The 17,891-nt window shown below is 64.3% G+C and carries 19 protein-coding genes, 1 pseudogene and 1 riboswitch; of the genes and pseudogenes, 17 read left to right on the top strand and 3 right to left on the bottom strand.

What is annotated here, in order from left to right:
* Window positions 1-42: 42 nt before the first annotated feature.
* Window positions 43-1,146 carry an alpha/beta hydrolase gene (locus tag C8267_RS00840; protein WP_442778172.1) on the bottom strand — a complete coding sequence of 368 codons (1,104 nt, stop codon included), beginning with the start codon at window positions 1,144-1,146 and terminating at the stop codon, window positions 43-45.
* Between the two features lie 420 nt (window positions 1,147-1,566).
* A riboswitch (TPP riboswitch) is annotated at window positions 1,567-1,670 on the top strand.
* Between the two features lie 44 nt (window positions 1,671-1,714).
* Between C8267_RS00840 and thiS the strand changes: the two genes are divergently transcribed.
* The 15 genes and pseudogenes from thiS to C8267_RS00770 all read left to right on the top strand — a co-directional run bounded on the left by thiS (window position 1,715) and on the right by C8267_RS00770 (window position 14,463).
* Window positions 1,715-1,915 (top strand): sulfur carrier protein ThiS, encoded by a 201-nt coding sequence (gene thiS, locus C8267_RS00835; protein WP_106633315.1) that lies wholly within the window; start codon window positions 1,715-1,717, stop codon window positions 1,913-1,915.
* Window positions 1,912-2,505: a thiamine phosphate synthase gene (locus C8267_RS00830; RefSeq protein WP_234025642.1), complete on the top strand. Its 594-nt coding sequence runs from the start codon at window positions 1,912-1,914 to the stop codon at window positions 2,503-2,505. Before thiS ends, C8267_RS00830 begins: the two co-directional genes overlap by 4 nt.
* Window positions 2,506-2,515: 10 nt before the next feature.
* Window positions 2,516-3,142, top strand: a complete 627-nt coding sequence (locus C8267_RS00825) for a thiamine phosphate synthase (RefSeq protein ID WP_106633314.1) — start codon at window positions 2,516-2,518, stop codon at window positions 3,140-3,142.
* Between the two features lie 8 nt (window positions 3,143-3,150).
* Window positions 3,151-3,921 (top strand): thiazole synthase, encoded by a 771-nt coding sequence (locus tag C8267_RS00820; protein ID WP_106633313.1) that lies wholly within the window; start codon window positions 3,151-3,153, stop codon window positions 3,919-3,921.
* Window positions 3,922-3,959: 38 nt separating this feature from the next.
* Window positions 3,960-5,654, top strand: coding sequence for a phosphomethylpyrimidine synthase ThiC (gene thiC / locus C8267_RS00815; RefSeq protein ID WP_106633312.1), 1,695 nt, complete (start codon window positions 3,960-3,962; stop codon window positions 5,652-5,654).
* A 35-nt stretch (window positions 5,655-5,689) separates the two neighbouring features.
* Window positions 5,690-6,799 (top strand): 2-iminoacetate synthase ThiH, encoded by a 1,110-nt coding sequence (thiH, locus tag C8267_RS00810; RefSeq protein WP_087360457.1) that lies wholly within the window; start codon window positions 5,690-5,692, stop codon window positions 6,797-6,799.
* 2 nt (window positions 6,800-6,801) lie between these two features.
* Window positions 6,802-7,500, top strand: coding sequence for a HesA/MoeB/ThiF family protein (locus tag C8267_RS00805; RefSeq protein ID WP_106633311.1), 699 nt, complete (start codon window positions 6,802-6,804; stop codon window positions 7,498-7,500).
* A 34-nt stretch (window positions 7,501-7,534) separates the two neighbouring features.
* Complete coding sequence (locus tag C8267_RS00800) at window positions 7,535-8,236, top strand: class I SAM-dependent DNA methyltransferase (protein WP_087360463.1); 702 nt, start codon at window positions 7,535-7,537, stop codon at window positions 8,234-8,236.
* Window positions 8,237-8,253: 17 nt separating this feature from the next.
* Complete coding sequence (locus tag C8267_RS00795; protein WP_106633715.1) at window positions 8,254-8,904, top strand: TenA family protein; 651 nt, start codon at window positions 8,254-8,256, stop codon at window positions 8,902-8,904.
* A gap of 4 nt (window positions 8,905-8,908) precedes the next feature.
* Window positions 8,909-9,730 (top strand): bifunctional hydroxymethylpyrimidine kinase/phosphomethylpyrimidine kinase, encoded by an 822-nt coding sequence (thiD, locus tag C8267_RS00790; RefSeq protein ID WP_442778171.1) that lies wholly within the window; start codon window positions 8,909-8,911, stop codon window positions 9,728-9,730.
* Window positions 9,731-10,034: 304 nt separating this feature from the next.
* Window positions 10,035-11,570, top strand: a complete 1,536-nt coding sequence (locus C8267_RS00785) for a bifunctional GNAT family N-acetyltransferase/carbon-nitrogen hydrolase family protein (RefSeq protein WP_087360466.1) — start codon at window positions 10,035-10,037, stop codon at window positions 11,568-11,570.
* A 700-nt stretch (window positions 11,571-12,270) separates the two neighbouring features.
* Window positions 12,271-12,690, top strand: a complete 420-nt coding sequence (locus C8267_RS00780; protein WP_087360469.1) for a winged helix-turn-helix transcriptional regulator — start codon at window positions 12,271-12,273, stop codon at window positions 12,688-12,690.
* Window positions 12,687-13,346: an NADP-dependent oxidoreductase gene (locus tag C8267_RS00775; protein WP_199792052.1), complete on the top strand. Its 660-nt coding sequence runs from the start codon at window positions 12,687-12,689 to the stop codon at window positions 13,344-13,346. Before C8267_RS00780 ends, C8267_RS00775 begins: the two co-directional genes overlap by 4 nt.
* Window positions 13,347-13,364: 18 nt before the next feature.
* A pseudogene (locus C8267_RS10970) lies at window positions 13,365-13,688 on the top strand (zinc-binding dehydrogenase); the annotation flags it as partial.
* A gap of 13 nt (window positions 13,689-13,701) precedes the next feature.
* Entirely contained in the window at window positions 13,702-14,463 is a 762-nt protein-coding gene (locus tag C8267_RS00770; protein WP_106633310.1) for a 4Fe-4S binding protein, read from the top strand.
* Window positions 14,464-14,533: 70 nt separating this feature from the next.
* Here C8267_RS00770 and C8267_RS00765 read toward each other — a convergent pair whose 3' ends face one another.
* On the bottom strand, window positions 14,534-15,433 hold the full coding sequence (locus C8267_RS00765; protein WP_106633309.1) for a helix-turn-helix domain-containing protein: 900 nt from the start codon (window positions 15,431-15,433) through the stop codon (window positions 14,534-14,536).
* A gap of 155 nt (window positions 15,434-15,588) precedes the next feature.
* Here C8267_RS00765 and C8267_RS00760 point away from each other — a divergent pair, with 155 nt between their 5' ends.
* On the top strand, window positions 15,589-16,404 hold the full coding sequence (locus C8267_RS00760; protein WP_106633308.1) for a DUF5131 family protein: 816 nt from the start codon (window positions 15,589-15,591) through the stop codon (window positions 16,402-16,404).
* Window positions 16,389-17,267, top strand: a complete 879-nt coding sequence (locus C8267_RS00755; protein WP_106633307.1) for a radical SAM mobile pair protein B — start codon at window positions 16,389-16,391, stop codon at window positions 17,265-17,267. The genes C8267_RS00760 and C8267_RS00755 overlap by 16 nt, the downstream gene beginning before the upstream one ends.
* Before the next feature lie 205 nt (window positions 17,268-17,472).
* On the opposite strand, the gene C8267_RS00750 is transcribed toward C8267_RS00755, so the two are convergent.
* Window positions 17,473-17,826, bottom strand: coding sequence for a winged helix-turn-helix transcriptional regulator (locus C8267_RS00750; RefSeq protein ID WP_106633306.1), 354 nt, complete (start codon window positions 17,824-17,826; stop codon window positions 17,473-17,475).
* Window positions 17,827-17,891 lie beyond the last annotated feature (65 nt).

Here is a 17,891-nt window from a genome sequence, read left to right as displayed (position 1 = left end):
CACCGATGATGGATGCCCCGCTTCGATTTCAGCTGCAGCTAACTATTGCTCCTGCACGGCCGGCTGGTCGAACGCCTCGCGGTAGAAGGAGGCGATGCGGTCGAAGGGAATCACCTTCAGATTGTCGTAGAGGTCGACGTGGCAGGCCCCGGGGATAATCACCAGATGCTTGTTGTCGCCCTTGAGCCGCTTGAAGGCATCCTCGCTGAAGTAGCGCGAGTGAGCCTCCGAGCCGTGGAGCATCAGCACGGCGCTGCGGATTTCGCCGATGTAGGTGAGCAGCGGCATGTTGACGAAGGCGAGCGCATTGGTGCGCAGCAGTCCGTCGTTGGAGTTGGGCGAGCGGTGGTGGTAGCCGCGCGAAGTCTTGTAGTAATCGTGGTACTGACGCACGAAGAGCGGCGCATCCTCCGGCACGGGGTCGACTACCCCGCCGTCGCGCTCGCCCACGCCCGAGCGGTAATCCTTCAGCCGCTGCTCGTTGAGCCGCACGCGCAGCGCCTGGCGGTCGTCCGGGGTCATCGCGTCGAAGTAGCCGTTGGCGCTTACGCGGCTCATGTCGTACATCGTCGAGGTGACCGTGGCGCGGATGCGCGGGTCGATGGCCGCGGCGTTGAGCGCAAAGCCGCCCCAGCCGCAGATGCCGCAGATGCCGACACGCAGCGAGTCAACGTCGTCGCGCGTGAGCAGGCAGTCGACGGCGGCGCTGAAGTCATCGGTGCTGATTTCGGGCGAGGTGAGGTTGCGGGGCGTGCCGCCGCTCTCGCCGCAGAAGGAGGGGTCGAAGGCGATGGCGAGGAAGCCGCGCTCGGCCAGCGACTGGGCGTAGAGGCCCGAGACCTGCTCCTTGACGGCGCCGTAGGGGCCGCAGACGGCGATGGCCGCCAGACGGCCTTCGGCCCCGCGGGGCTTGTAGAGGTCGGCCGCAAGGGTGATGCCGTAGCGGTTGTGAAAGGTAATTTTCGAGTGTTCGACCTTGTCGCTCTGCGGGAAGGTCTTGTCCCATTCACGGGTCAGTTCCAACGTCTCCATATCGTATGTTTTTACAGGTTCGGGTATATCCGCCTCACAGGCGGTGCGGGCCGCAGCCGGCGTGAGGCTCACGGCGGAGAGCAGCAGCCAGGCGTGCAGACTCATCTTCTTCATTGGGTGGTCCGTTTTGCGGGGTTCAACATGGGGCGGCGGCACCGCCCCTTTTTCCGATACAAAGGTAACCGTTTTGCCGCGAAATGGAGATAGCCGAATTACGGTTGGAGTTACCATTTTCCCGGTTTCCGCGCCCGAAGCCTTGTTGAAGAAGAGAGCCGGAGCCGGCCCGGGGCAGGCGCCGGCAGGAGGTCGGGCGGCATTGGGCAGGGAGCCGCGCCGCACGGCGGGGAGGGGGCTCGCGCTGAACGGAGGGACGCACGGAGAACGGACGGTCGTCAGTACGGGAGCAATGTTGCAGCCACGGCGCAGCCGCACAGCGGACGGGACCACCCTTCGCGGAGGCAGGGGAAAGGCACGCCGCAAAGATTTTTCGGGCCGGGAGGTACACCGTTCGGAAATTTTCGTATCTTTGTCTGCACAACACAAGAGGGGTGCCCCGCTGCTGGCGCAGAGAGGCTGAGATTATACCCTATGAACTTGATGCGGGCAATACCGCCGAAAGGACTTGTTCATAGACCGTAACGCCGTCCGCTCGGGCACACCTCTGGCGTAAAACGGAATTCACATGGAGATTCAAATCAACCACAAGCCCTTCGAGGTGGGCGCCGGTGCGTCGCTCGAAGAGGCGCTCGCCAAGGCCGGGGTTCCCGCCGAAGGGGTCGCCGTCGCGGTGAACAACCGCGTGGTGGCGCGTCGCGACTGGGCCTCGACGCAGCTCGAGGAGGGGGCCAAAGTCACGGTCATCCGGGCCGTCTGCGGAGGATGATGCATCTGTACGTCATCACGCCCGAGACCTTTCCCGAAGGGGAGGCCGATGTCATCGCCGCGCTGCTGCGCGGAGGCATCGACCGCGTCCACCTGCGCAAGCCCCATTCGCGCGAGGAGGAGATGCGCCGGCTGCTTGAGGCCATTCCGGCCAACCTGCACCGACGCCTCACGCTGCAGGACCACCTCCACCTGGCGTCGGAGTACGGCGTCGGGGGCGTCCACCTGAACAGCCGCAACCCGCAGCCGCCCGCCGGCTTCGACGGGCTGGTCAGCCGCTCGTGCCACACGCTCGACGAGGTGGCGGCCGACCGCACGAGCGACTACCTCTTCCTGAGCCCCATATTCGACAGCATCTCGAAGGAGGGCTACCGCTCGGCCTTCACCCCCGCCACGCTGCGTGAGGCGGCCGCACGCGGTCTGCTCGGCGAGCGGGTCGCGGCGCTGGGAGGCGTCCGGCCCGAGCTGCTTCCGACGCTGCGCGACCTGGGCTTCGGCGGAGCTGCCCTGCTGGGGTGCATCTGGCGCGACGTCTCCTCAGCGGGGCTGCGCGAGACGCTGCAACGGATTCAACAATACAACAGGCCATAGACAGAACGATATGTTGCAATTCATCACACACCATAACGACCGCTTCGACTACCTCACGGGGACGCAGGCCGTACTCGAGGGGGGCTGCCGCTGGGTGCAGCTCCGCATGAAGGGGGCCACCGACGAGGAGGTGCTCCGCACGGGGCGCGACGTGGCGGCCTGCTGCCGGGCCTGCGGCGCCACCTTCATCCTCGACGACCGCGTGGCGCTGGTCGGACTGCTCGGCGCCGACGGCGTCCATCTGGGCAAAAACGACATGCCCGTGGCCGAGGCGCGGCGCATTCTGGGCCCCGGCCGCATCATCGGCGCAACGGCCAACACCTTCGACGACATCGCCCGCGCGGCGGCCGACGGCGCCGACTACATCGGGCTGGGCCCCTTCCGCTTCACGCGGACCAAGAGCAACCTGAGCCCCATCCTCGGGCTCGAGGGCTACCGCACAATCCTTGACCGCTGCCGCCGCGAAGGCATCACACTCCCCGTGGTGGCTATTGGAGGCATCACGGCGGCCGACATCGCCGACCTCTGCGCCACCGGCATCGGCGGCATCGCCCTCTCGGGCGCGCTGCTCTCGGCCGGGTCGCCCGCGCAGGAGACCCGCACCATACTGGAACTCATCAACAAAAACCAACATTAATCCGCAATATGAAAAACGAATTGGTAATCGGCGGACGGACGTTCCGTTCGCGTCTGTTCGTCGGCACGGGCAAGTTCAGCTACAACGAGCTGATGGCCAGCGCCATCGAGGCTTCGCAGACCGAAATGGTCACCGTAGCCATGAAACGCATCGACATGAACAACCCCGAGGACGACATGCTCGCCCACGTACGCCGTCCGGGCATCCAGCTGCTGCCCAACACCTCGGGCGTGCGCGACGCCGAGGAGGCCGTTCTGGCCGCCCAGCTGGCCCGCGAGGCCTTCGGCACGAACTTCATCAAGCTGGAGATTCACCCCGACCCCAAATACCTGCTGCCCGACCCCGTCGAGACGCTGCGCGCCACCGAGCAGCTCGTCAAGCTGGGCTTCGTCGTGCTGCCCTACATCCAGGCCGACCCCGTGCTCTGCAAGCGGCTCGAGGAGGCCGGTGCGGCCACCGTCATGCCGCTGGCCGCCCCCATCGGAACCAACAAGGGGCTCGTGACGCGCGAGCTGCTCGAGATTATCATCGAGCAGAGCAACGTGCCGGTGGTTGTCGACGCCGGTCTGGGCGCTCCGTCGCACGCGGCGGCCGCCATGGAGCTGGGAGCCGACGCCGTGCTGGTCAATACGGCCATCGCCGTTGCGGGCGACCCCGTCCGCATGGCACGCGCCTTCGCACGCGCCGTCGAGGCGGGCCGCGAAGCCTACGAGGCAGGTCTGGGTGCCCAGTCGCGCCATGCCGACGCCAGCAGCCCCCTCACCTCGTTCCTCGACTGACACGAAACGACAAACAAACCAATGACCCCAATCCGGCCATGAAAGAACAGGAGCAGAGAGCATACGCCCATGCCGAGAAAGCCTACATGCAGGGCACGCTTTACCCCGACATCCGAGTAGGCATGCAACGGGTGAACCTCACCCCCACCGTCCGCATCGTCGACGGGAAGAAGGAGGTCACCCCCAACGCCCCCGTCTACGTCTACGACACGAGCGGGCCGTTCAGTGACCCCGACGTGGTCGTAGACCTCAAAAAAGGGCTGCCGCGCATGCGCGAAAGCTGGATTGTCGCCCGCGGCGACGTGGAGCGGCTCCCTGCTGTCAGTTCCGAATACGGCCGGATGCGGCGCAACGACCCGAGCCTGGACCACCTGCGCTTCGAGCACATCGCCCTCCCCTACCGCGCCCGGGCCGGCCGGTGCATCACCCAGATGGCCTATGCCCGCGCAGGCATCATCACCCCCGAGATGGAGTATGTCGCCATCCGCGAGAACATGAACTGCCGCGAGCTGGGCATCGAGAGTCACATCACGCCCGAGTTCGTCCGCGACGAGCTCGCCGCCGGACGGGCCGTCCTGCCGGCCAACATCAACCACCCCGAGAGCGAACCGATGATTATCGGACGCAACTTCCTGGTGAAAATCAACACCAACATCGGGAATTCGTCCACCACGTCGAGCATCGAGGAGGAGGTCGACAAGGCGGTGTGGAGCTGCCGCTGGGGCGGCGACACGCTGATGGACCTCTCGACGGGAGCCAATATCCACGAGACGCGCGAGTGGATTATCCGCAACTCGCCCGTGCCCGTAGGGACGGTCCCCATCTACCAGGCGCTGGAGAAGGTCTCGGGGCGGGTCGAGGATTTGTCGTGGGAGCTCTACCGCGACACGCTCATCGAGCAGTGCGAGCAGGGCGTCGACTACTTCACCATCCACGCTGGCATCCGCCGGCAGAATGTCCACCTGGCCGACGGGCGCCTCTGCGGCATCGTCTCGCGCGGCGGAAGCATCATGAGCAAGTGGTGCCTGCTCCACGACCGCGAGAGCTTCCTCTACGAGCACTTCGACGACATCTGCGACATCCTGGCGCAGTACGACGTGGCCGTATCGCTGGGCGACGGGCTGCGTCCCGGCTGCATCGCCGACGCCAACGACCGCGCGCAGTTCGCCGAGCTCGACACGATGGGCGAGCTGGTGCTCCGCGCCCGCGCGAAGAACGTGCAGGCCTTCGTCGAAGGTCCCGGGCATGTCCCCATGCACAAAATCCGCGAGAACATGGAGCGTCAGATTGACCACTGCCACAACGCACCCTTCTACACGCTGGGGCCTATCGTCACGGACATCGTGCCGGGCTACGACCACATCACCTCGGCCATCGGCGCCGCGCAAATCGGCTGGCTGGGAACGGCCATGCTCTGCTACGTCACGCCGAAGGAGCACCTCGGGCTCCCCAACCGCGAGGATGTGCGCACGGGCGTCATCACCTACAAGATTGCCGCCCATGCCGCCGACCTGGCCAAGGGACACCCCGGGGCGCAGATTCGCGACAACGCGCTGAGCAAGGCGCGCTACGAATTCCGCTGGCGCGACCAGTTCCACCTGAGCCTCGATCCGGAGCGTGCGCTGGAGTACTTCAACGAAGGCCGCCACACCGACGGCGAATACTGCACCATGTGCGGCCCCAACTTCTGCGCCATGAAGCTGAGCCGCGACCTGGCGAACATCAAATGCTGAACCGTATACGTACGTAAAAAGAGTATCAAGAATACATGTTTTCCGAAGAATTAGCCAAATACGACTGGGAGGAGACCACCCGTCGCATCCAGTCGAAACGTCCGGCCGACGTCGAAGCGGCCCTCGGACGCGAGCACCTCACGCTCGACGACTTCATGGCGCTCATCTCGCCGGCTGCGGCCGCCTACCTCGAGCCCATGGCCCGTCTGAGCCGCCGCTACACGCAGGAGCGTTTCGGCAAGACCATCTCGATGTACATCCCGATGTACATCACCAACTCGTGCACCAATTCGTGCATCTACTGCGGCTTCAACCGCCACAACGCCATTCCGCGCGTGATTCTCACCCCCGAGCAGATTGAGGAGGAGTGCCGCGCCATCCGCGAGCTCGGTCCCTTCGAGAACCTGCTGCTGGTCACGGGCGAGAATCCCCGTGCGGCGGGTGTCGACTACATCGAGCAGGCGCTCCACATCTGCCGCCCCTACTTCAACAACCTCACCATCGAGGTGATGCCGCTGGCGGCCGAGGAGTACGAGCGGCTGACCCACTCGGGGCTCAACGGCGTGGTCTGCTTCCAGGAGACCTACAACCGCGCCAACTACAACATCTACCACCCGGCCGGCATGAAGTCGAAGTTCGAGTGGCGCGTCAACGGCTTCGACCGCATGGGACAGGCCGGCGTCCACAAAATCGGCATGGGCGTGCTCATCGGCCTTGAGGAGTGGCGCACCGACGTGACGATGATGGCGCTCCACCTGCAGTACCTGCGCAAGCACTACTGGAAGACGCGCTACAGCGTCAACTTCCCCCGCATGCGCCCGTCGGAGGGTCACTTCCAGCCCAACGTGGTGATGAGCGACCGCGAGCTGGCGCAGCTGACCTTCGCTTTCCGCATCTTCGACCACGACGTCGACATCTCCTTCTCGACGCGCGAGCGGGCCGAGTTCCGCAACCACATCGCCACGCTGGGCGCCACCTCGATGAGCGCCGGCTCGAAGACCGACCCGGGAGGCTACCGCGTCTACCCCACGTCGCTCGAGCAGTTCGTCGTGAGCGACGAGCGCACGCCGGCGCAGGTCGAGGCCGACATCCGTCGCGAAGGGTACGAAGTGGTCTGGAAGGACTGGGACAAAATCTTCGACTGACGATGTTCGACGAACGCTACGCGCGGCAGGTCATGCTGCCCGAAATCGGCGAGGAGGGGCAGCGGCGGCTGGCCTCGGCGTCGGTGCTGCTCGTGGGTCTGGGCGGTCTGGGCTCGACGGTGGCCCCCTCGCTTGCGGGGGCCGGCGTGGGGCGCCTCGGCCTCTGCGACCCCGACGTGGTCTCGTGGAGCAACCTGCCGCGGCAGACGCTCTATACCGAGGAGGAGGTGGGCCGTCCCAAGTGCGAGATGGCCCGCCGCCGGCTTGCGGCCCTCTCGTCGGCGACGCGCTTCGACTGCATCGCCGAGGGGCTCACGCCCGAAAACGCCGAGCGGCTCGTGGCCTCCTACGACCTGGTGGTCGACTGCTGCGACAACTTCGCGACGCGCTACCTCATCGACGACGCCTGCGCCGCCGCGGGGCGGCCGTGGGTCTACGGCTCGATTGGCCCCTTCGACGGGCAGGTGAGCCTCTTCAACCACCGCCGCGGGGTCCGCTACGCAACGCTCTATCCCGACCGCGAGGCGCTGTGCAGCGCACCGCGCCGCACGCTGGGGGTGCTTGGCGGCGTCCCGGCCGTCATCGGGGCCATCGAGGCCACGGAGGCGCTCAAGCTGCTCGCCGGCATGGAGCCCTCGCTCGACGGACGGCTGCTCCTCTTCGACCTCAAGACGATGCATTGCGAAACAATCGATATCTGAACACAAAAAATTCACCTACCGAAAACACCACACCATGGGAAAAGGATTTGACGAATACGCATCGGCCTACGATGCGTGGTTTCTCGAAAACCGGAACGTACTCTACTCGGAGGTCAACCTCGTTGCCTCGACACTCCGCGATGCGGGACGCATCCTCTCGGTGGGCTGCGGCAGCGGCCTCTTCGAGAAGATTCTCCGCGAGGAGTACGACATCCGCATCACCGACGGCATCGAGCCCTCGACCGGCATGGCCGACATCGCCCGCAAGCGGGGCCTCGAGGTAACCGTCGCAACGGCCGAGGAGGCCGACTTCGGCCGCGAACGCTACGACACGCTGCTCTTCAACGGCACGCCGAGCTACATCGGCGATCTGGCGGGCGTGGTCCGCAAGGCCTACGACGCGCTGCCCGAGGGGGGACGCATCGTGCTGATTGACGTCCCGAAGGAGAGCTCCTACGGCATCATGTACAACCTGGCCAAGGCGCTCGGGACGTGGAACCATCCGCTGCTCGAGGGGGTCTACCCGCCCAACCCCTACCCCATCGAGTTCGTCGAGGTGGCCGCCTGGCGCACGACGGCCGAGAAGGTGGAGCTGCTCGAGAAGGCCGGTTTCCGCGACCTGCACTTCTCGCAGACGCTCACCACCCACCCGCTCTATTCGGACCGTGCCGAGGAGCAGCCCGTCGAGGGGTGCGACCGGGGCGACTACGTGGCCGTCGTGGCCTACAAGCGATGAACACCGCGGACAAGGCCATGAAACGCTGGAGTGACGAAGCCTGGGAGGCCGCCGAACCGGTCTACCGCAGGATACTCGAGCACCCCTTCGTCGGGGAGCTCGCCGCCGGAACGCTCTCCGCGGAGCGCTTCCGCTTCTACATCCGCCAGGATGCCCTCTATCTGGACGGCTACGCACGACGGCTGGCCCACATCGCCTCGCGCCTCGTGCGCAAGGAGCACACGGAGGCCTTCCTGCACTTCGCCCTCGAGGGGATAGAGGTCGAGCGGGCGCTTCACGAGCAGTTCCTCGAGGGCAGCCACCTCGAGCCCGGGGAAATCTCGCCCGCCTGCCTGCTCTACACCTCGCTGCTCGAGAGCCAGGCGATGGCTCCCGTCGAGGTCGAGGCGGCCGCCGTGCTCCCCTGCTTCCGCGTCTACCAGCGGGTCGGCGAGCAGATTTACGCCCGGTTAGGGGATGCGGAGAACCCCTACCGCCGCTGGATTGAGACCTATGCCGACCCCTCGTTCGCCGAGGCTGCCGACCGCGCCACGCGCATCTGCGACGAGCTGGCCGCCGAGGCCGGCTCGGCGACGCGGCAGCGGATGACCGAACTCTTCGTGCGCTGCACCCGGATGGAGTGGCTCTTCTGGGAGAGCGCCTGGAGGCTTGAAAACTGGAAAATCTGAAGCTATGAACAGCGACATGAAAACCTACAAACGCGCCCTGACCATCGCCGGCAGCGACCCGAGCGGCGGTGCGGGCATTCAGGCCGACCTGAAGACCTTCTCGGCCTGCGGATGCTTCGGCACTTCGGCCATCGTCGCCGTCGTGGACGAAAACACGGTCGGCGTCACGGGCGTACACCCCGTGCCGGTCGACTTCGTGGTGGGGCAAATCCGCTCGGTGCTCGACGACATCGGCGCCGACGCCATCAAAATCGGCATGCTCCACTCCTCGGAGCTGATTCTGGCCGTGCGCGACACGCTCGCGGGCTACGACATCCGCAACGTGGTGCTCGACCCGGTGATGGTGGCTACGTCGGGCGACCCGCTGCTGCAGCGCGAGGCCGTCGCAACGCTGCGCGACGAGCTCATTCCCCGCGCCCGGGTCATCACGCCCAACATTCCCGAGGCCGAAATCCTGCTGGGCCGCAGGCTGCCCCGCCAGGAGGAGCTTCCCGACGCCGCGCGAGAGCTCTCGCAGGGGGGCTGCGTCTCGGTCTTCCTCAAGGCGGGACACCTCGACGACGAGGAGCTGGTCGACATCTTCTACGACGCCGAGAGCGACCGGATTGTGCCGCTGCGCTCGAAGCGCGTCGCGACGGTGAACACCCACGGCACGGGCTGCACGCTCTCGTCGGCCATCGCCGCCTTCCTGGCCCGCGGATATGCGCTCGACGACGCCGCGGCCGCAGCCAAGGAGTACATCGCCGGGGCCATTGCCGCCGGCGCGCACTACCGCATCGGCCACGGCCACGGTCCCGTGCACCACTTCTACCGCTTCTGGGAGTAGGCTCCGCGACGAACCTCACACCCGATTGCAGGGCGGTGCTTCCCTATACGGGGGAGGCGCCGCCCTGCCTCGTTTTCGGGTGTGCCGGGAATGTTTGCCGCTCCTCGCTGCACTCTCGGCAAACTCGGCGGACATCTCCACGCCGCGTCCTCTGCGGGCCGCGAGGAGCGCCGCGACACCCTCTTCGGAGGTCCGAACCGCCCCGCAATGCGCAAAAAAGCCATCCGAAAGGCGGCAAGTTGTCCTCGGCGATGACAAGCTGACCGGAAAATCGGTATCTTTGAGGCCTGAAAACGACAAAGCGATGAACGTGACGAAAATCAACAAGGTGGAAATCCGCAACCTCCAGCGTGAGGACTACGACCAGCTGGCCAAATCCTTCACCCGCGTCTATGCCGACGGCAGCGACGTATTCTGGACGCCGGAACAGATTGACAAACTCATCCGCATCTTCCCCGAAGGACAGATTGTGGTGGTGGTCGATGACAAAATCGTGGGCTGCGCCCTCTCGATTATCGTGGACTACGACCTGGTCAAGGGGGACCATACCTACGCCCAGGTGACGGGCAACGAGACCTTCGACACCCATACGCGCAAGGGCAACATCCTCTACGGCATCGAGGTCTTCATCCATCCCGACTACCGCGGTCTGCGGCTCGGCCGGCGCATGTACGAATACCGCAAGGAGCTCTGCGAGAAGCTCAACCTGAAGGCCATCATGTTCGGCGGGCGCCTGCCCAACTACCACAAGTATGCCGACAAGATGCGCCCCAAGGAGTACATCGACAAGGTGCGCAAGCGTGAAATCTACGACCCGGTGCTGCTCTTCCAGCTCTCGAACGACTTCCACGTGCGCAAGGTCATGCGCAACTACCTGCCCAACGACGAGGAGTCGCGCCACTATGCCTGCCTGCTCCAGTGGGACAACATCTACTACCAGGCTCCCACCGAGGAGTATGTCCAGCCCAAGACAACGGTCCGCGTGGGTCTGGTGCAGTGGCAGATGCGCAGCTACCATACGCTCGACGACCTGTTCGAGCAGGTGGAGTTCTTCGTCGACTCGGTGAGCCGCTACCAGAGCGACTTCGTCCTCTTCCCCGAATACTTCAACGCCCCGCTCATGGCGCGCTTCAACGACGCCGGCGAGTCGCAGGCCATCCGTGGCCTGGCGGGCTACACGGACGATATCCGCGAGCGCTTCATCGGGCTGGCCATCAAGTATAACATCAACATCGTCACGGGCAGCATGCCCTACATCCGCGATGACGGGCAGCTCTACAACGTGGGCTTCCTCTGCCGCCGCGACGGCACCTACGAGATGTACGAGAAGCTGCACGTCACCCCCGACGAGATGAAGTGCTGGGGTCTGAGCGGCGGCCACGCCATCCGCACCTTCGAGACCGACTGCGCGCGCATCGGCGTGCTGATTTGCTACGACGTGGAGTTTCCCGAGCTCTCGCGCATCATGGCCGACGAGGGGATGCAGATTCTCTTCGTCCCCTTCCTGACCGATACGCAGAACGCCTACTCGCGCGTGCGGGTCTGCGCCCAGGCACGCGCCATCGAGAACGAGTGCTTCGTGGCCATCGCCGGCAGCGTGGGTAACCTGCCGCGCGTCCACAACATGGACATCCAGTATGCGCAGTCGGGCGTCTTCACGCCGTGCGACTTCGCCTTCCCGACCGACGGCCGCCGCGCCGAGGCGACGCCCAACACCGAGATGATTCTCATCTCGGACGTTGACCTCGACCTGCTCAACGAGCTGCACACCTACGGCAGCGTCCGCAACCTGAAGGACCGCCGCAAGGACCTCTACGAGCTGCGCATCCGCAACAAGTAGGGATTCCGGTTCCGGACGGTTTTCCCGGGGCCGCGTCGATTTGCACCGCCCCTCCGTTCCCGAAGCCGGTACGCCCCACGCAACGCGACACGGACAATACGACCATCGCCCCACGGTTTGGTGCCGCGGGGCGATGTTGTTTTATGCTCCCTGTGCGCTCCGACGTGAGCTCCGGTACGGAAATGCTGCCTCCGGTCGGTCATGTGGATGCGCCCCACGCGTCTGCCCCGGAATTGGCTGCCGACCTTGCCGCAGAAAGACCGACACGTCCAAGCATCCGTCGGCCATCCCTAGTCTGTCTGCCCTACCCGCCTTGTCGGCCTCTCTTTGCCGAACAGAATCTTCATCCCCTCGTCAGCCACCTCTCGACAAACCGCCCCTCTTCGTCCCGTTGTCGCCTTTTCCCGCCGAACAGTTCACACCCCGCCGACCCGGCCGGGGCACGAAGAAGGCTCATCCGCCCCAACGAATCTGGTTTCCTGTTCGCAAAAAACTCCTGTCTGCTGTTCTGTTCGTAATAATATGCAAAATATATTTGGTATAAAAAAGAGACTATTGATATCTTTGCAGACCGACGGACCGACGTGGTTTGCCAAACCGAGCAAACCGAGCAAACCGAGCAAGCCGAGCAAACGAAGCGAAACGTCGGACAGAACAAACAAGGAGAAACAAGAACACACAACCCAATCAGACTGCAACAATGAAACGGTCAACCATCGAGGATGCCATGTTCCCGGCCTGCCCGGTGAGAAACATTCTGGCGCGGCTCTGCGACAAGTGGGCGCTGCTGGTCCTCTACCTGCTGGCACGCTCTGAGCAGGGCAAGCTGCGCTTCACGGAGTTGAAGCAGGCCATGCCCGACATCTCGCAGAAGATGCTATCGACGACCCTGCGCACGCTCGAGGAGGACGGCTACATCTCACGGAGGCTCCACGCCGAGGTTCCGCCCCGGGTGGAGTATGCACTCACGGAGCGCGGCCAGACGCTGCGCCCGATTCTCGAAGAGCTGCTCGCCTGGGCTGTGGAACAGATGGATGACATCATGAAGGAGCGCAAAAGGGCTCATAACGCAGCCAACGGGTCGAATCAAGCAAACGAACACAAGAAAGGAAAGGAATGAAAGCTGCACAGTTAGACCGTTATTCAAGGGAGGGACGGCTCACCGTACGGGAGGTCGCCGTACCCGAACCGGCTGCCGATGAGGTACTCATCAAGGTACGCGCGGCGGCCGTCAATCCACTGGAGCAGCTCATCGTCCGGGGAAGCATCCGGCTGATACAGGATTACCGTCTGCCGCAGACGCTGGGCAACGAGTGCTCGGGCGTTGTCGAGCAGGTCGGAAGCCGCGTCGGGAAGTTCCGACCGGGCGATGCCGTCTATACACGCCTTCCGCTGGAGCGGATTGGCGCCTTTGCCGAATACGTCGCCGTAAGGGAGCAGGTGGTGGCGAAGATGCCCGCCGGATATGCATTCGACGTGGCGGCCGCCATCCCGCTGACCGGTCTGACGGCCTGGCAGGGGCCGGTCGAGGAGCTGCAGGTGCAATCGGGACAGAGGTTGCTCATTCCCGGCGGGTCGGGCAGCTTCGGGCAGATGGCCGTACCGATAGCCCGGTCGCTGGGACTCCGCGTCGTGGTGACGGGCAACGAACGGTCGCGCGAAGCATTTCTGGCCATGGGCGCCGAGCGTTACATCGACTATCGCAGGGAGAACTACTGGGAAGAGCTCTCGGGGGTAGATGCGGTCATCGACACGCTCGGAGCCGGCGAATTCTAACACGAGCTCTCCGTACTAAAGCCGGGCGGACGGCTGCTGAGCCTGCGGACCGCCCCCAACGGGGAGTTTGCCCGACGCAACGGTTTCCCCTGGTACAAGCGGGCCCTCTTCACGCTGGCCGGAATAAAATACGACCGGGCGGCCCGCCGTCAGGGCAAAGAGTACCGCTTCCTCTTCGTGCATGCCGACGGAGAACAGCTCCGCCGAATCACGGAGCTTGTCGAGCGCGAACACATCGTCCCGGCCATTGACCCGCACTGCTTCTCGCTCGAGGAGATTAACGACGCCCTGCGTCTTGTGGCCGAAGGGCCGCTCAGGGGGAAGGTAATCATTCGGATGTAAAACTTTTCAGAGCATGAAAATTCATGAAATCTGCTTCAGCCCGACGGGTGGGACGAAGCGTGTGAGCTCGATGCTGAGCCGTGCACTGACCGACGAGACGGTCGAGGTCGACTTGACGGCTCGCGAGGTCGATTTCGGGCAGGTGGAGCTGAGCCCCGAGGAGGTGGCGCTGATTGCCGTGCCCTCCTACAGCGGACGGGTGCCGACCGTCGCTGCGGCACGTCTGGCCGCGATGCACGGCAACGGAACCCGGGCCGTCCTGCTCTGCGTCTATGGCAACCGGGCCTACGAGGATACGCTGGTGGAGCTGCGTGACAAGGCCTCCGGGGCAGGGTTCAAGGTGATTGCCGCCGTAGCGGCCGTTGCCGAACACTCAATCGCCCGCCAATACGCCGCGGGCCGACCCGATGCGGAGGACGAAGCGATGCTGCGCAGCTTTGCCGCACGGATTCGCCGCAAGATTGACGACGGCGGGCTCGATGAACCGGTGATTCCGGGCAACCGCCCCTACCGCAAGGCTGCAGGTGCCGGCATCGTTCCCAAGGCAACGCGCGCCTGCGTGAAGTGCGGCCTCTGTGCGGCGAAGTGCCCCGTCGGGGCCATCGATGCTAAGGAGCCGGCACGGGTGGACAAAAAGCGCTGCATCTCCTGCATGCGCTGCGTGGCCGTATGCCCCCACCATGCCCGACGCGTCAACAGGCTGCTGCTGGCCCTCGTCGGCCGGATGCTCAAGAAGGCCTGCTCGCAGCGAAAGGCGTGCGAACTCTATCTCTGACGCTGAGTCGGGGTTGGCAGGCTGTCGATGGGTAGCTAACCATATACCAGGACAGGGATGACGAATTGCCCTACTCGCCTGCCCCGCGTCGGTAGTCGGAAAGGTATGCCGTACAGGTCTTTCCGGTCTGTTGCTTGAAGAAACGCATCAGGTGGCTCGGGTCCGAGAAACCGTACGTTTCGGCCAGCTGGCTGACGCTGCGCCCCTCGAACAGCAGGTCGTTCTTCACAGCCTCCAGCAGCCGCTGTTTCAGCAGGTGTACGGCCGTGACACCGAACTGCTCCACGACGGCCCGATTCAGAGTCACGCGGCTCACGCGCATCATCGCGGCATACTCCCCGACGCGCTGGACGGTGCGGATATGCTCCTCGAGCAGCGCCTTGAAGCGGAACGCGCAGTTGTTGCGCGGCAGCGCGACGGGCAACCCGTAGGCGGTGGCGTAGTCGCGGTTGAGCGTTACCAGCAGGTAGTAGAGCACCGCGACAATCAGGTTGTAGCTGTCCGAGGTCGGGGCCTGCAGCTCCGTCTTGATTTTGGCCAGCAGCCGGAGGTACTCTCCGAAGCGCTCCCGAGGGGCGTCGAACCAGGGCGGCGTATCGCTCTGGTAGCAGTAGAGCAGGCGGTAGACGAAGAGCTTGTCGGAGAGGAACGTGCGCATGAAATTCTCACGGAAAATCAGAAACGTGTAGTCGAGCTCCTCTTCGTCGACGAGCCACTGCTGCTGCTCGTGGGGCGAGAGGAGCAGCACCATGCCGTCGTGCAGCTCGATGCGGCGTCCGCCGAGCAACAGCACGCCTCGGGCCCTGTGCAGGAAGAAGAACTCGAAGAAGTCGGTCCGGAAGAGCGGATTCTCGGTCAGTACGCCGCGGATCTCTTCGCTGCGGCCCGTATTGATGTAGAAGTCGACGCCGCACTGCGTCTTGCTGAACGGCACGGTGACCAGCCGTCGGGGATTTGTCGTTGTCTTCATCGCTCGCATCCGGTTTGTCCGAAGACAAAGATACGACATCATTTATCAAAATGGCATACATTACCCCCTTTCGGGCATAGTTTTGCGCAAAAAATCTTCGGACCTTTGCCGACGGAGGATCCGATACGGATTCGTCTGTGAAAAAACATCCGTCCATGAGTGTCTGCATCAAATCGTTGATCCGCAATCTGAATCTGGTAGTCGGCTGCACCGTTGGCTGCACTTACTGCTATGCCCGCAACAACTGCCGACGCTTCCACATGACCGACGATTTTTCCGTCCCGGAGTACATGCCCCGCAAGCTCCGCATTCTCGAAAGCCGCGACCCGCGGGTCTTTCTAATGACCGGCATGAGCGACTTCTCGGACTGGCGGCCCGAGTGGACGACGGAAGTTTTCGATCGCATGGCCCGTAATCCGCAGCACGCCTACCTCTTTCTGACCAAACGACCCGAACGGCTCGACCTGCAGACCGACGACGACAACGTCTGGATGGGTGTCACCGTGACGTGCGAGGCGGAGAAGGGACGTATCGCCACACTGCGCCAACACGCTAGGGCCCGTCACTACCACGTGACCTTCGAACCGCTGTTCGGGCCGATCGAAGGGCTCGACCTGACGGGCGTGGAGTGGATCGTCGTCGGCACCGAGACCGGACGACGCCGCGGCAAGGTCGATGCCCGGCCCGAATGGGTGAGGGGCATNTACCACGTGACCTTCGAACCGCTGTTCGGGCCGATCGAAGGGCTCGACCTGACGGGCGTGGAGTGGATCGTCGTCGGCACCGAGACCGGACGACGCCGCGGCAAGGTCGATGCCCGGCCCGAATGGGTGAGGGGCATCATCGCCCAGGCCCGGGCGCAGGGGGTGGCGGTCTTCATGAAGGAGGATCTGTTGCCGATCATGGGTGAGAGCGGCATGATACAGGAGTTACCCGAAGCATTCAAACAAAGAGTATGGAACAGGAACTGATTCGCGACATCGACGTGCAGAGCGTCATGACCCGTTCGTCGCTGCCCGTGGGCGGCTATTCGGTCAACCCCTACGTGGGGTGTCCCCACGCCTGCAAGTATTGCTACGCTTCGTTCATGAAGCGCTTCACGGGCCACACCGAACCGTGGGGCTCGTTTCTCGACGTCAAGCATTGGAAACCCGTCGGCGATCCGCACCGCTTCGACGGCCAGCGCATCGTCATCGGCTCGGTAACCGACGGCTACAACCCCTTCGAGGAGCAGTTCCGGCGCACGCGCCGACTGCTCGAGGAGCTGCGCGGCACGACGGCCGAGATTATGATTTGCACCAAGTCGGACCTTGTGCTGCGCGACCTGGAGCTGTTGCGCGAATTTCCGCGCGTGACGGTCTCGTGGTCGGTCAACACGCTCGATGAGACCTTCCGCGCCGACATGGACCGTGCGGTGAGCATCGAGCGGCGGCTCGAGGCCATGCGTCAGGTCTACGAGGCGGGCATCCGCACCGTCTGCTTCATATCGCCGATTTTCCCCGGCATCACCGACCCGAAGGCCATCATCGAACGGGTGCGGGAGTTTGCCGACCTCGTCTGGCTCGAGAATCTCAACCTGCGCGGGCAGTTCAAGGGGACCATCATGGCCTACATCCGGGAAAAGCACCCCGAGCTGGTGCCTTTATACGAGGATATCTACAACCGCCGCCGGACAGACTACTGGCAGGCGCTCGAGCGGGAGATGGCCGACTACGCCGCCGCCAACGGAATGCCCTACCGCGTCAACGACCTCCCCTACGGCCGTTCCGAGAAGGGGCATCCGGTCGTGGTCAACTACTTCTATCACGAAAAAATCCGCCGCACCAACCGGTAGCAGGCGGAAGCGACACACCCGGGCGAGGTGCGGCAAGACCGGAGGCTGAAGGCAGCCCCGGAACGGCAAGGTGGGCCCGGAACGTGAGGTAAGAACCGGAGCAGGATGCGGCAAGGCTGGCGGCAGGAGGTGTACCGAAACGGCGAGGCAAGAGCCGGAGCGGCAGGCCGCTCACCGGGTCGGAGCTGACCTTCTTAGGCAGGTCCTACCCGCGGCGGCCGTACTTGCGCTCGAAGAGGTCCGCATGGCTCTGCCCCCACGCAATCATGGCGTCGATGAGCGGCAGCAGCGAGGCCCCCAGCTCCGTGAGCGAGTACTCCGAGCGTGGAGGGAGCTCGGCATAGATGGTCTTGGCCACCAGCCCGTCCTCGACCAGCTCGCGGAGCTGGAGGTCGAGCACGCGGGGCGTCGCCTCGGGCAGCTGACGGTGGAGTTCGCTCGGCCGCAGCGGCCGGTGGCGCAGTTCGTCCAGAATGCAGGACTTCCACTTCGAATCGATAAGGCTCATGGTCAGCCGCAGCGGGCAGTCCAGGTCGACGGGAATCTTTCGTTCGTACATGGTGCGGATGGGTTTGGTCACACAAAGATAGGGATAACCCCCGAAAAGAGGGGTATACCGAAAAA

The organism is Alistipes sp. Marseille-P5061 (genome assembly GCF_900290115.1).
Classification (GTDB): domain Bacteria; phylum Bacteroidota; class Bacteroidia; order Bacteroidales; family Rikenellaceae; genus Alistipes; species Alistipes excrementigallinarum.
Note: the sequence above shows the minus strand (reverse complement) of the source record. Positions and strands in the feature narration are given on the sequence as shown.